Below are 13,501 nucleotides of genomic sequence, written 5' to 3'. Positions count from 1 at the left end.
AAAAACATTCGTAATCCGCTCATTTTCCTTCGAAAAATGGCTCCTTACTTATGTTTTTGGCGAGTCAAGAGATCAAAAAAGCATGTTTTCCGGTGGCTTTTCCAGAAAACATGCTTTTTTTGTGCCTGTCTGCACATATTTCTAACAGGTGAAACCCTTACATCCTGCGAATTAACGTTCCATTTACACCAAGTATCTCTCCATCAAATTCCCGGGCAAAAAGTACTTCCCCGTCTCCTTTTACTTTTATCTCCTCATCCGATGCGTTGAGCAGAACTTCGATTTTATTTCCCTCTTCGTCTAGTTTAATATACTCTACACACCGATCATTTTCATAACCATTCGGAAAATGGAAATGCAGGCTTCTGCACACTTTTTCATTTCTTCGAAGCATGATCAGTTTCCGCATCGTTGCAATTTTTTTCTGATTCTCTTCGCTTTCAATTTCACTCCAAGGCATACATCTTCTGCAGTCCGGATCATGAGCGCCTTCCATTGCGATCTCCGTTCCATAATAAATACAGGGGCTTCCCGGAAGCGTAAAAAGGATTGCAAGCTGCTGGTAGAACTTGTCCAGATCGTGAAAACGGTTCATCAGCCTCTCGGTATCGTGGGAATCCAGGAGATTAAAAAGTACATCGTTATTTTGCTGCATATACATGGTATAGCAACGGTTTACCATATATTCAAATTCTTCTTTTTTCATTGTTTTATCAAGAAAGAAATCATGGATTCCGCTCAGCAGCGGGTAGTTCATGACAGAATCATATTCATCTCCCTGCAGCCACTGGCTTGCATCATGCCAGATTTCCCCCAGAAGATAAATATCCGGCTTTATCGTTTTTAAATGCTCCCTTATCCGCTTTAAGAACCTGTGCGACACTTCGTTTCCTACATCGAAACGAATTCCGTCGATATCAAACTCCCGTACCCAGTCCTCACAGATTTTACAGAAATACTGTATCACCTCTTCGTTGTTTGTATTCAGCTTTGGCATCCCGTCTGTAAATGCAAAGGAATAGAACCGTCGGTCTCTGGTGTCTCCCCTTTTTTGAACCTGTTCCCAGCCTTCTACCATAAACCAGTCCGCATAACGAGACTCTTTTCCATGCTCCAGGATATCTATCCACGGCTCAAATTTTCTTCCACTATGATTAAACACCGCATCTACCATAATACGGATTCCTTTTTCATGTGCTTCTCTGCAAAGCGCTTTCATCGTCTCTGCATCGCCAAAGGACGGATCTATTTTTGTATAATCGGTCGTATCATATTTGTGGTTGGATTCTGCTTTCATGATCGGATTCAGATAAATACCGGTAATCCCAAGTTCCTGCAGATACGATAATCTCTGACGGATCCCTTCCAGGTTTCCTCCGAATTTTTCTTCGTTTGTTACGGTTCCGTGATTTCTCCAGGGTGTGATATCATCTCCGTTTTTTTCCGGTGTCCCGTTGCAGAACCGATCCGGGAAAATCTGATACCAGATCGTTTCGTTTACCCATGCCGGTGTGCGATTGATATCTGCCGGGTTCATCCAGGGTACAATAAAGCACTGCTGCATACGGCCATCCATCCGGAGCTGTTCTTCTGTCAGGAAACCATCCTCAAAATAATACCAGACTTCCTTTTCCGTCCGCAGCTCGAAATAATATTTGCATCTTTTGTATTCCGGAAGAAGCGTTGTTGTCCACCAGATCTGATAAGGCAGACGTTTTTTATATATCATTTCCTCTCTTTTTCCGATCCACTTTTCTTTTCCGCCCAAAATTCCGGCTTCATAAGGATCTCCGTAATGGATAAAAACCTGTTTTACATCATATCCTGTCTTGATATTGACAATCAGTCTGTCCTCATCCAGGGCATAACTCATCTGTTCTGAAGTTTTATGGTATACACCGCTAAATTCCATCTCATTTTCCTCCCGTATAGCTCTAAAGCTGTTTTTTGCATCCTTGTAAGAAACACGATCACTTTTTGTTTCGTATTGTTTCGTAACTTTACTATAAGCCTTTTTTATTTCTTCGTCAATCAATTTCCATTTTTCCCTACGCTTTCGTAAAATTCAGATAATTTTCAGGATGATTTTTGTGCAGGATGCTTTCTTTTTCGAAACTTAACGAAACATTTCTTTTTCAAGGTATTGATTGCTTTTTATCTTATGATTTTATATAATGATACCGGGATCAAAAGGTCTTTTGACACCTATGATAGCTGGGAGTTTACATTTTTTGTTTTGTGAAAGGATTGCCGATTATGACTACCATTCAGGATATTGCTGATAAAATGGGAGTTTCCAAGAGCACGGTATCCAAAGCGCTCAATGACGCGCCTGATATCAGCGAAGCTTTACGGAAACAGGTTTTGGAAACTGCCGTGGCTCTGGGTTATACGAAGCTGCGGCGTTATAAGAAACCGACGAAAAAAGTCTGTATTATAATAGAAAAGGAGAATATGCGGTATCAGGAACCGCATCATTTTGCCTATGATATCCTGGTGGGTTTTCGTCAGATGGCAGAACCGGCCGGATTTGATGTTGAAATTGTGCCTGTTGATATTAAGACCCAAAGAAGCCAGCATTATGATGTTTTCATGCTGGAGCATGATTATATAGGAGCTTTTGTGATCGGCTTTTCCCTGAGCGATCCCTGGATTCAGGACTTTAAAATCAGCCGCACACCGGCTGTTCTTTTCGACAACTATATAGTAGGGAATCCTTCCACCGCTTATGTAGGTATTGATAATGAGGAGGGAATGGAGCTTGCCGTCTCTTATCTAGCCGGACTTGGACACCGGAAGATCGCCTATCTGAGCAGCTCCCTCGGTGCCCGGGTTCTCCAGGCACGCCATGCTGCCTTTCTCCGTTCCATGCACCAGCATGGACTGAAGACTTCTCCTGCTGCGATCGGCTGTTCTTATTATCTGTCAGAATGTATGGAAAAGCATCTTCCCCGTTTCCTGGAAAACGGAATTACTGCTATTATTTGCAACCAGGATACCCTTGCAAGTGCAACGCTCACGCAATGTCAGCAGCTGGGATTCCAGATTCCTGATGATATCAGCATTATCGGATTTGATGATCTGCCGATTGCTGCTTGTACGTCACCGCCCCTTACAACCATCAGACAAGATCGGCTGGAGCTCGGAAAAAGTGGATTTTTTGCATTGTCAAGTCTTCTCAATCGCATCCCGATCAGTACATATTTGTTGCATGCACAGCTGATTCAGCGGGAATCGACAGGAAAGGTTCCTTCATAAATTCATCTCATCAACAATATTTGCCGGTTTTGCAGTCATTTCTACCCATGCCGGAATAAAACCGCTTTTAACAGCGTTTCTTACAGATCTGACATTAGACCAGGCGGTACAGTAAAACGGTACTTTACCCCTGTTTATGATCTCTTTTGTAAGTCTGCTTGTCAGTGCAGAGGCAATCCCCTCTCGTCTGTATTCCGGCAAAACATCCACACCGATCTGCCACATATCGTCGCAATCGGCAGAACAGGCAGCAAGTCCCACCAGCGTGCTTCCGTCATATGCGCCGACGCCAAGTACATCCAGATTCTTCCGATCTTCGCAAAGCGCATTGCTCCATTCCGGTCGATACAAATCCGCAAAATCTTCCTGTGTCAATACTCGTGTCTCATAGGCGCAGGAAAGAGTCGGTATCCGGCTGATGTCCGGCAGATAGTATTCTGCCATGAAACATATTTTGTGACCTTTTTCAGCTAAACGTTCATTCAGCCAATGCATGTTTGGTGTCTCAAAACAGTGGTAAAATTCGAATTTGTCTACATACGCAGATACCAGATCCATCGTCTCCGGTATGGAAGCCGCCATGATATTATTTCCATAGGAAACCAGATTGCAGGTAATAGGCTCTTTCAAATATTTGCGGGCCTTCTTTCCTAATTTTATGGGAACAACAACATTTTTGTCCGCCTTGAAATCTTCCACGCGGCACCCCATATCTTCCGCAGACTGCCTCATGGCAAGCTCCATCATTTCACGATTCATCATATGCTTTTCTCCTTTATGAGTTTGTAATAGAAACTGCTGGGCATCAGAGAAGCTCATTCCCTGCAGTTATTTCTGTGGATCAATTTATGATTATTCCTGGCTCTTTTTCATCTCTGCCTCAAATGTGTTTTCCGTCATATGCGCCCGCAGAATATGAAGCAGCACTCCCGCCGCCCGCTCCATTGCAGCCGGATCGATAGAGGAATAGTTCATGACATACGTATTTTCCTGCTTTATTGCCTCCGCCGCATCCGCGTAATAGCCGGAGAGCGGCTTTAATTTCACACCACGGGATTTCGCCTGCGTGACAATCGACTCTTCTTTCAAATCCGTGCGAAGATGCATCAGAAAATGAACGCCTGCTTCTTCCTCCTCGATGGTCACGTAATCACCGAGCGGCTTCTTTTCGAGTTCCTGTAAAATCAGATCTCGTTTGTTCTGATAATAGTTTCGCAGCCGGTTGATATGTTTTTCGAAACTGCCATTCTCAATAAACTCTGCCAGTGTGTACTGCTCAAAGTTGGAGACGGTGCAGGAATAAAACGACAGCTCGCGATAAAATTTCTCCGCTAATGTCTGCGGAAGCACCATATAGCTGATCCGTACCGTGGAGGCAAGTGTTTTCGTAAACGTATTCATATAGATGACCTTGTCCGAAACGTCGATACTCTGCAGTGTCGGAAACGGCTTTCCGCCGAGACGCAGCTCACTGTCATAATCGTCCTCAATGATATAGTGATGATCTGATTTTGCTGCCCAGCCGAGCAGTTCATAACGGCGGCTGACCGGCATGACTGTCCCGGTTGGAAAGTGATGGGACGGGGAGGTATGAATAATATCAACCGATCTTTTTTCCAGCTCCTGCACCGAAACACCGTCCTGGTCGAGCGGCACTGGCTCGTACCGCACCTTCATACTCTCATAAATCCGCGCAATTTTGTGATACCCGGGATCCTCTACTCCATAAACAAGATCGTTTCCGAGAAGCTGAATCAGAAGGTTATGCAGATACTCCGTTCCTGCGCCGACAATAATCTGCTCCGGCAGCACCTGCATTCCACGAAACTCTCGCAGATATTTTGCAATCGCACTGCGCAGCTTTAAAATCCCGGCGCACGGGGAATTGATCATGAGCTGGATCCGGTTGTCATTCAGGACAGCACGCACCGTCCGCGTCCAGATTGTAAACGGAAAAATCTCGCTGTCCGTCTGGTTACTGGAAAAATCCGCAAAATAGGAAGTCTCCCCGTTTGCTACCTGCAGGATCTCTTTTGGCACCGCATCCCGCATGGAATCCTCAATTTCCAGATCAGCCGCATAGAATCCGCGCTTTGGCATGGAATACAGATAGCCTTCCGCAACAAGCTGCGCATAGGCATTCTCGACGGTAATGACGCTGATACCCAGATTTTTCGCGAACGTCCGTTTCGACGGCAGCTTCTCTCCAGGGCGGATATTTCCCAGCAATATGTCATTTTTGATACATTTATATAAATATTCATACAGGGAATCTGACCCTATATTCGCAAAATTATACGTCAGCATCCGACCGTTCTCCTCTCATCTGACCTTACTGAATATATTTGTTTTGGCAATTTTTTTATAGTCACTTTACCAGTATACTGTGTGGCAGAGCAAAAGTAAAGCTAAAACAGGAACTAAAATTTTTCAGACACGGAGGAACTTATTATGACAGCAGCAAATGAGAGATACAAACTGAACAAAGAACTGGCACAGATGTTAAAGGGTGGCGTGATCATGGACGTTACCACTCCGGAGCAGGCGCATATTGCCGAGGAAGCTGGTGCCTGTGCCGTTATGGCACTGGAGCGGATTCCTGCAGACATCCGTGCAGCCGGCGGCGTTTCCCGTATGAGTGATCCGAAGATGATCAGCGGCATTCAGGAAGCCGTTTCCATTCCGGTTATGGCAAAATGCCGCATCGGCCACTTTGTAGAGGCACAGGTTCTTGAAGCCATCGAAATCGACTACATCGACGAGAGTGAGGTTCTCTCCCCGGCGGATGATGTCTACCATATTAACAAACGAAATTTCAAAGTACCGTTTGTCTGCGGTGCAAAGGATCTCGGCGAGGCACTCCGCCGGATCAACGAGGGAGCGTCTATGATCCGTACCAAAGGTGAGCCGGGAACCGGCGATATCGTACAGGCGGTCCGCCATATGAGAAAAATGAACAGCGAAATTCAGAAACTGACCTCAATGCGTGAGGATGAGCTGTTTGAGGCAGCCAAGGTCCTGCAGGTTCCATACGATCTTGTTCAGTATGTTCATGATAACGGCCGTCTCCCGGTTGTCAACTTTGCAGCCGGCGGTGTGGCAACGCCTGCCGATGCAGCGCTGATGATGCAGCTCGGAGCAGAAGGCGTCTTCGTCGGATCCGGTATCTTCAAATCCGGCAACCCGGCAAAACGTGCCGCTTCCATCGTAAAAGCTGTTACCAACTACACCGATGCCAAACGGATCGCAGAACTCTCCGCTGATCTCGGCGAGGCTATGGTCGGCATCAACGAGCAGGAAATCGCCTTACTGATGGCAGAAAGAGGAAAATAATGAAAATTGGAGTGCTTGCATTGCAGGGCGCATTTGCAGAACATGAAAAAGTATTAGAACAGCTTGGCGCCGAATGCATCGAACTGCGGCAGGCCCGCGATCTTGCCGAGCCTTACGATGCACTTGTACTGCCGGGCGGCGAGAGTACCGTTCAGGGAAAGCTTTTAAAAGAGCTTAGCATGTTCGATATCATGAAAAGCCAGATTGAAAACGGCATGCCGGTCCTCGCAACCTGTGCCGGTGCAATTCTTCTGGCAGAAACGATCGACGGACAGATGAAGGGACAGCCAGAGCAGTATTTCGGCACGATTCCCATGTGCATCAAGCGGAACGCCTACGGCCGACAGTTAGGCAGCTTCCACACAGAAGCACCGGTTGTGGGCATTGGAACAGTGCCGATGACGTTTATCCGTGCGCCGTATATCGCATCTGTGGGGAACGGCGTGGAAGTGCTCGCGGTTGTGGAAGAGCGGATTGTCGGTGTAAAATATAAAAACCAGATGGCCTTCTCCTTCCACCCGGAGCTCGACCCGGATATGAGGATTCATAAGACATTTCTTTCGATGATCAGCAACGTATAAAGCAAAAGACTGTGCAAATCATAAATTCATTTGCACAGTCTTTTGCTCTGTTTTCATACCGCAATGCAGTCCCATGGAATAATTTGAATCTTTTCCGGAGAAACACCATCTATTTTTAGGGTTCCCCTGTCACCGATTCGAATCCGGTCTTTTTCCCGGCTTACGTTCTCCCGTGTGACAAGATTTTCCGTGAAACCATTATCCATATAATGGATGAAAAAAACGTTGTTATCTCTGAAGAAAATAAAATCTGATCGCAAAAAGCTCCAGCTTCTCGTTGATTTTTCATCCGAGAAGCTGGAGCTTTCCACGTTGTTTACCTGCCATAAAGCATTTTTGAATTATTATTTGATACGTTTCAGTTCATACTGTCTCGTACCAAGACCAATTTTCTCTGCCTGGTCAAGGGTTGCCTGCCATTCAATATTCGGATTGGAATCCTTGAAATGATCGTGGTGGCAATGCCATCCCGGCTCTGCAAGATGCTCGCCAAGCTGACTGTTTTCGATCGGAGTTGCCTTCAGGCAGGCATCGGCACACGCCTGATCAAGAGCAACCGGGTCGAAGCTTGCAAACATTCCGATATCCGGCAGGATCGGAGCATCGTTCTCACCATGGCAGTCACAGTTCGGGCTGATATCCTGTACCAGAGAAATATGGAAGCACGGACGTCCATGACAGACAGCCTGTGCATACTCCGCCATTTTCCGGTCGAGAAGCTCGTTTGCACTGCTGTTTGGATTGTAAACCGCATCAAAACTGCAGGCACCGATGCAGCGGCCGCATCCTTTGCATTTGTCATAGTCAATGACTGCTTTTTTATCCACATAGGAAATTGCATCGCTTCCGCATTCTTTTGCACAGCGGTGGCAGCCACGACAGACATCCGTATTGATCGCCGGTTTTCCACTGGCATGCTGCTGCATCTTTCCGGCGCGGCTTCCGCATCCCATACCGATATTTTTCAGTGCACCGCCAAAGCCCGTTGCTTCATGGCCTTTGAAATGGCTCAGACTGATAAAAATATCTGCGTCCATGATTGCATGGCCAATCAATGCTGTTTTGCAATATTCTCCGTTGACAACCGGAACTTCGATTTCATCGGTTCCTCGCACTCCATCTCCGATGATAATCTGGCATCCTGTGGTAATGGTATTGAATCCATTCAGATTCGCACAGTCAAGATGCTCCAGGGCATTTTTTCTGCTGCCCGGATATAACGTATTGCAGTCTGTCAGAAACGGAAGGCCTCCCTGCTCTTTACAGAGATCTGCAACCACTTTCGCATAATTCGGACGAAGAAACGCCATGTTTCCCAGTTCGCCAAAATGCATTTTGATTGCGACGAATTTGCCTTCCATATCAATGTCTTTGATGCCAGCAGCAATACAGAGCTTTTTCAGCTTGTCAAGCTGACTCGTTCCAACCGGACATCGAAAGTCGGTAAAATAAACCGTTGACTTTTCCATTTTGTCATTCCTCCTGATTTGTCATTTTTTGACAGCATATCACTTCAAGCTAGGTTGAAGTCAAGTATAATTTGTGGTCTTCTGTTTGTCTCTTGGGCTTGTCTTTTTTCTGGATTTTTCGTATACTGAACATAGTTTTTAAGCAACTGAAAATACAGAAGTGCTTTGGAGGTCATGTTTATGATAAAGGCAGTATTATTCGATATGGATGGTATCCTGTTTGACACCGAGATTGTAATGAAAGAGGGCTGGCAAAAAGCTGCCCGGGAGCTGAATTTTACGCTCACGGAGGAACATCTTTCGCAGATGCGCGGCAGTGCGCTTCCGCGGAGCAGAAAGCTGTTTGAGGAGTGGTTTCACGGACAGGTGACATACGATGAAGGACGCGCAATCCGCACGGCGTATCTAAACGATTATATTCGACGCAACGGTGTCCCGGAAAAACCAGGGCTTCATGAGTTTCTTTCCTGGCTCAAAGAGCATTCGATCAAAGTTGCCGTTGCTACTTCTACAACGCGGCGCATTGCGGAAGACTATTGGAAACAGTCTGGCATTGACCAGTATATCGATGCTTCAGTCTGCGGGGATGAGGTAATCAACAGCAAGCCGGATCCGGAAATTTTCTTAAAAGCAGCGTCTCTTCTGAAAGTTCCGATTGCTGCATGCATAGTAGCCGAAGACAGCATCAATGGTCTGAAGGCCGCGCGTGCAGCTGGTGCCATCTCCTGCATGATCCCGGATCTGACACCGTATACAAAAGAGCTTTTTCCATTTTGTGATTATGTGAGTCCTTCTCTTTTGGCCTGTAAAGAAATTCTGCTGCAGACTCCAGAAGCGGACAAACTGAAAAGCTGGAAGTAAAAAATCATACATAAATTCAATTATTTTACTGTAAGAAAGTCCTCCACACAGAATCTTTCTGCTGTGGAGGACTTTCTTTAACACGTTTTCATCATCTGTTCGTTTATTCTACATCTACCGGCGAATCATACAATTCCATAACATTGTAGATCTGTTCTGCTGCTGTTGTACGCAGTTTCTGCTGTGTGCTCTGGTTTGCGCATTTTTCGTATTCACGCATGAAGGCAGTTGCTGCGGTGTCAACATCTTCGGCATTTTTCAGTCTGTCCAACAGATTCGGATTGTAGTCGGAAAGGTAGGCCATCAGACTGTCGAGCTGGCCGGACAGGCTTCCAAGGCTCTTTCCAAGATCAATGGTATATCGGCACAGATACTCTTTGATCGTTGGATCTGTAAAACCACAGAGACCATATCCATATCTTCCGCCACTGTAAAGGCCAAAACGGGAACTTCGGATCACTTCGTCACGGGAAATGATTCCGGCATCAACAAGGTTCGTGTACTGCTCTCCGCTCAGGCTTGTGCGGCTGGTAGAGCCATACTCAAGCAGTGTCGGATTGAGGTCTGTGGATGCCTCGTTTGCAATATTTCCCATAATACCGGCGGCTCCTTCTTTTGTAAATCCGTGCATCAGGAAGTAATTCCAGATCTTTTCTGCGTTCGTTCCACCGATTTCATCGTCGGCTGCAAAACGACGGATCGTCAGAATCGTGTCACAGTCCACCGGGCGGTCGCAGGTGATACCGGCGTTTTCGTTCAGCGCTTCTACAATTTTTCCTTCTCCGTCATACAGCGCCACATGGCCATTATAGCAAATAACATCGCCTGCGCGTGCCTCATCCAGGCTTGCAACCTCCGTTCCAAGGCTGCGCCATCCGCCGGAGATCGTATATTCACCGTCGTACGCACCGCAACGGGTCAGAATCTGCCATACAAAATGAGAGCAGTCAATACCGTCCGTCAGGGAGTTTCCACCCCAGACGTATGGTCTGCCAACGAACTGTTTTGCAAATGTGATAATACCGTTTCCGGTTGAGGTTTTTACTTCATAAACCGTTTCTTTTTTATAGGGAAAGGCTTCATTTTCAGACGGATCGATCACCTGATCCGCCAGTTTCATCTGATCCTCTCCGGTGCCGGTTACATATTCCAGCGCCTCTTTTCCCTGCTGCAGATAATCCGTACGGACAAAGCCGCGGACGTCGCCCGATTCAATATAAACCCACTCCTGATCCGCATCGGCGATCACAAAGCAGAGTGCCTTTGCCGGAAGTGTTCCCACGATCCGTGCGCTGGTGGAACCGCTTTCGCGGACGTTTAATCTGGTATCGACCTTTGCGTAGGCGTACGCTTTGTCGACCTGTGCGAAACCTGCGCGGAGATCTTTTTTCATGGAGCTGATATATTTTCCGTAATCAATCGTCTGAATCCAGTCATACGCCTGTGTCTCATCATTTTTCGGTGTTTCTGTCGGGGCTGGTGCAGGCGTCTCGGTTGGCACCGGTGTTTCTGTTGGTTCTGGGGTTTCGGACGGGGCTGGAGTCGGCGTTTCACTTGGGGATGGCGTTACCGACGGTTCTGGAGTTTCGCCTGGAGTTGGTTCCGGGGTTTCACTTGGAGATGGCTCCGGCATCTCGCCTGGATTCGGGTCTTCCGGTGGCTCCGTTGGAGTCGGATCCTCTGTCGGTTCTGGCGTTTCCGGTACTTCTGGCTCCTCTGTGGAAGCGGCATTTTCATCCTGAGATGGTACGGACGGTTCTTCTGCTGGTGTCTCGGTTTCCTGTGTTTCTACAGCCGGAACAACGGCTTCTTCTGTGTTTCCGTTTTCCGTTTCACTTTGCGTGGTCGGTGCATCCGCCTGATCTTTCTGCGTTTCCTGCACCGTTTTCGCTGTCTCCTCTGCATGCGCCGGTGCAGCCGAACCGAGAAGCATTCCGGCTGCCACGCCGAACGCTGTTACCGTTGTGCCAAATTTTTTCTTTGAAATCATATATGTTTTGCTCTCCTCTCTGCTGTTTGTCGATTTCTGCCTGCCATTTTCTGCTTTTGAGGCCGTTCGGATGAAATCACAAAAACGTATCGTTCCTGTAAAGTCTGGCCTCTTTTTTTGAAGATAAACCAAAAATGATATCATTCGTTTTCATTGTGCAAAAAATTTCACGTATTTTCTATATTGTATCACAGACAACAGCAGATGCAAAGAAACAAATCACCTATTGAGGAATTTTTCTGTTTAACGCGTGAAATGAGAGAGATTCTCTGTAAATTCTCAGGAACCGGACGGAATGCGGATCAGAAGCCGTTTTCCATTCTGCTCTGATACCGTCAGAACCGGAATATGTTTCTTGCGGAGCTGGTGCATGACCGGATAGGCCGCAAAGAGATCACCGCTGACACAGACAGCCTCCGGCTTTTCTTTTAACAAGTCCGACAGGTATTCCCGCAGGCGTATCTTCCATTCTGCTTTTTCAAGTGATGACACGGCATAACTGCCACAGATGTTCAGTTCCGGGGCCTCCGGCAGCGGTTTATGAAGAATAACTGCATGCTCCATGCCCGGCATCTGCCGCAAAAGCGCGTCATCCGCATCGATCGCATCGGTACCGATGTGGATCAGAACCGGTGCTTTTGGCATTCCCGCAAGGCTGATGCGACAGGCAGCGACGGCATCGTCAAGCGTTTCTGCGGTGAGAAGAAATCCTCCTTTGTGGCAGAAAGACACATCGGAAAGCCCCGTCGCTTCCTGCAGTGCTTCTTTTTCCAGGCCAAGCCATGTTTCCGGAAAATCATACTTGTAATTGAATGAATTTTCTTTTCGAACCGGCTGCACGCAGCAACCGCCGCGGTTCGATGGGAATATCAGAAATGCAATTTCAGTCGCGGAAAGCTGTTTCTGACATGGAAAAAATTCCGACAGAATCAGAATCTTTTCATCCATTGTTCCTGCCTTTTTCTCCGCTGCGATCCGCTTCCTGTGTTCGGCAAGAAGAGCTGCAAACTGCTGCTCCGCCCGCTCATCCGCACGAAAACGCTCCCATTTATGTTCCAAAATCCGTCCGGCCACTGCCACCGCTTCCAGGAAAGCTGCATCGCTTCCGCTGTTATCATCCCATACCGGATTGAACATGCCGATCATACTGGCGAGTTCATTCTTTTCTCCTGTATTATCATTGAGATCGAGCGGCTGTACAAACTTCTCGTCAAACCGCGCGGCCATCTCCGGACTTAAAATTTCTGTGCCAAGTGCCTCCCATAAAAGGCCAAACGCCGCGTACGGAACCTGGTTTTCCCGGATCCGGCTGTCTTTCTGGTGATGGTCGTATTCTCCTCTTCCAATATCAAAAACAATCCCGTCAAAATCCTCCGGCACACGATTTCCGCGCTGGATGGTAAGCTGCGGATTAAAATGCAGAAGCAGTGCCGCAGAGAACACATCATCCGCATGAAATTTTCCGCCGTGCGTAAAAGCAGCGGCATGTTCTTTTTGTATCTGTTCTAATAATGTCATAAAATTCCAACTTCCTTTTTCTTAAGATCTGCTCTATTTTACTCTATCTGGCGGCTGTTTCGCAACGGTTCTATGTAAAGAAAAACTTGAAAACTTCCTGGTACATCTTTATTAAAAATCATTTCCGTAGTCTGCACACTTATCTACGAAAATTCTTTTGTGGGTATTTGGAAAATCAAAATGAGCGGCTCCTCTTCCAAGGTTCCGCTCATTTTGATTTTTCTTCCTTTCATACCTGAATCCGGTCTGCAGCTGCATCACACATTGCAATCCGTTTTCCATCCATGCCAAGGATCAATCCACCGTTTATTCTCTGGATGACCTGTACGGTGCTGCCTTCTTTGATTTTACGGCTTCGGAGGAAATCCAGAACATCAGGGATTCCAAACATCCATTTGATGGTACAGATATCACCGGTTTTTTTCTTTGAAAGTGCCTGCATGGTATCCCTCCTTTTTACTTTTTCTATATTGTATTCCCTGAGGAAATAT

At 46.8% G+C, this 13,501-nt stretch carries 11 protein-coding genes; 4 read left to right on the top strand and 7 right to left on the bottom strand.

The features are described 5' to 3' along the window. Positions 1 to 157: 157 nt before the first annotated feature. The gene (locus tag DW743_RS09375) at positions 158 to 1,912 is read right to left on the bottom strand and encodes a glycoside hydrolase family 13 protein (RefSeq protein WP_117761516.1); all 1,755 of its coding nucleotides are present in this window, start codon (positions 1,910 to 1,912) and stop codon (positions 158 to 160) included. Positions 1,913 to 2,256: 344 nt separating this feature from the next. Here DW743_RS09375 and DW743_RS09370 point away from each other — a divergent pair, with 344 nt between their 5' ends. Then, positions 2,257 to 3,258: a LacI family DNA-binding transcriptional regulator gene (locus tag DW743_RS09370; protein WP_117761517.1), complete on the top strand. Its 1,002-nt coding sequence runs from the start codon at positions 2,257 to 2,259 to the stop codon at positions 3,256 to 3,258. On the opposite strand, the gene DW743_RS09365 is transcribed toward DW743_RS09370, so the two are convergent. Beyond that, positions 3,253 to 4,020, bottom strand: coding sequence for a GNAT family N-acetyltransferase (locus DW743_RS09365; protein WP_117761518.1), 768 nt, complete (start codon positions 4,018 to 4,020; stop codon positions 3,253 to 3,255). The two genes, DW743_RS09370 and DW743_RS09365, sit on opposite strands and share 6 nt — an antisense overlap. 90 nt (positions 4,021 to 4,110) lie before the next feature. Then, positions 4,111 to 5,565, bottom strand: a complete 1,455-nt coding sequence (gene pdxR, locus DW743_RS09360) for a MocR-like pyridoxine biosynthesis transcription factor PdxR (protein ID WP_117761519.1) — start codon at positions 5,563 to 5,565, stop codon at positions 4,111 to 4,113. Positions 5,566 to 5,709: 144 nt separating this feature from the next. Here pdxR and pdxS point away from each other — a divergent pair, with 144 nt between their 5' ends. Both pdxS and pdxT read left to right on the top strand, forming a co-directional pair. After that, positions 5,710 to 6,591 carry a pyridoxal 5'-phosphate synthase lyase subunit PdxS gene (pdxS, locus tag DW743_RS09355; protein WP_117761520.1) on the top strand — a complete coding sequence of 294 codons (882 nt, stop codon included), beginning with the start codon at positions 5,710 to 5,712 and terminating at the stop codon, positions 6,589 to 6,591. Continuing rightward, on the top strand, positions 6,591 to 7,172 hold the full coding sequence (pdxT, locus tag DW743_RS09350) for a pyridoxal 5'-phosphate synthase glutaminase subunit PdxT (RefSeq protein WP_117761521.1): 582 nt from the start codon (positions 6,591 to 6,593) through the stop codon (positions 7,170 to 7,172). Before pdxS ends, pdxT begins: the two co-directional genes overlap by 1 nt. Positions 7,173 to 7,516: 344 nt before the next feature. On the opposite strand, the gene DW743_RS09340 is transcribed toward pdxT, so the two are convergent. Further along, positions 7,517 to 8,641, bottom strand: a complete 1,125-nt coding sequence (locus DW743_RS09340; protein ID WP_117761523.1) for a DUF362 domain-containing protein — start codon at positions 8,639 to 8,641, stop codon at positions 7,517 to 7,519. 180 nt (positions 8,642 to 8,821) lie between these two features. Between DW743_RS09340 and DW743_RS09335 the strand changes: the two genes are divergently transcribed. After that, positions 8,822 to 9,502 (top strand): HAD family hydrolase, encoded by a 681-nt coding sequence (locus DW743_RS09335; protein WP_117761524.1) that lies wholly within the window; start codon positions 8,822 to 8,824, stop codon positions 9,500 to 9,502. A gap of 103 nt (positions 9,503 to 9,605) precedes the next feature. Here DW743_RS09335 and DW743_RS09330 read toward each other — a convergent pair whose 3' ends face one another. From DW743_RS09330 to DW743_RS09320, 3 genes are all read right to left on the bottom strand, one after another. Beyond that, positions 9,606 to 11,492 carry a phage tail tip lysozyme gene (locus DW743_RS09330; RefSeq protein ID WP_117761525.1) on the bottom strand — a complete coding sequence of 629 codons (1,887 nt, stop codon included), beginning with the start codon at positions 11,490 to 11,492 and terminating at the stop codon, positions 9,606 to 9,608. Between the two features lie 279 nt (positions 11,493 to 11,771). Continuing rightward, positions 11,772 to 13,010 carry an MYG1 family protein gene (locus tag DW743_RS09325; RefSeq protein ID WP_117761526.1) on the bottom strand — a complete coding sequence of 413 codons (1,239 nt, stop codon included), beginning with the start codon at positions 13,008 to 13,010 and terminating at the stop codon, positions 11,772 to 11,774. 229 nt (positions 13,011 to 13,239) lie between these two features. After that, positions 13,240 to 13,452: a ferrous iron transport protein A gene (locus DW743_RS09320; protein ID WP_022461118.1), complete on the bottom strand. Its 213-nt coding sequence runs from the start codon at positions 13,450 to 13,452 to the stop codon at positions 13,240 to 13,242. Positions 13,453 to 13,501: the final 49 nt, after the last annotated feature.

Origin of the sequence: Blautia sp. AM28-27, from assembly GCF_003480905.1 — a bacterium.
In the GTDB taxonomy this organism is placed as follows: Bacteria; Bacillota; Clostridia; order Lachnospirales; family Lachnospiraceae; genus Fusicatenibacter; species Fusicatenibacter saccharivorans.
Note: the sequence above shows the minus strand (reverse complement) of the source record. Positions and strands in the feature narration are given on the sequence as shown.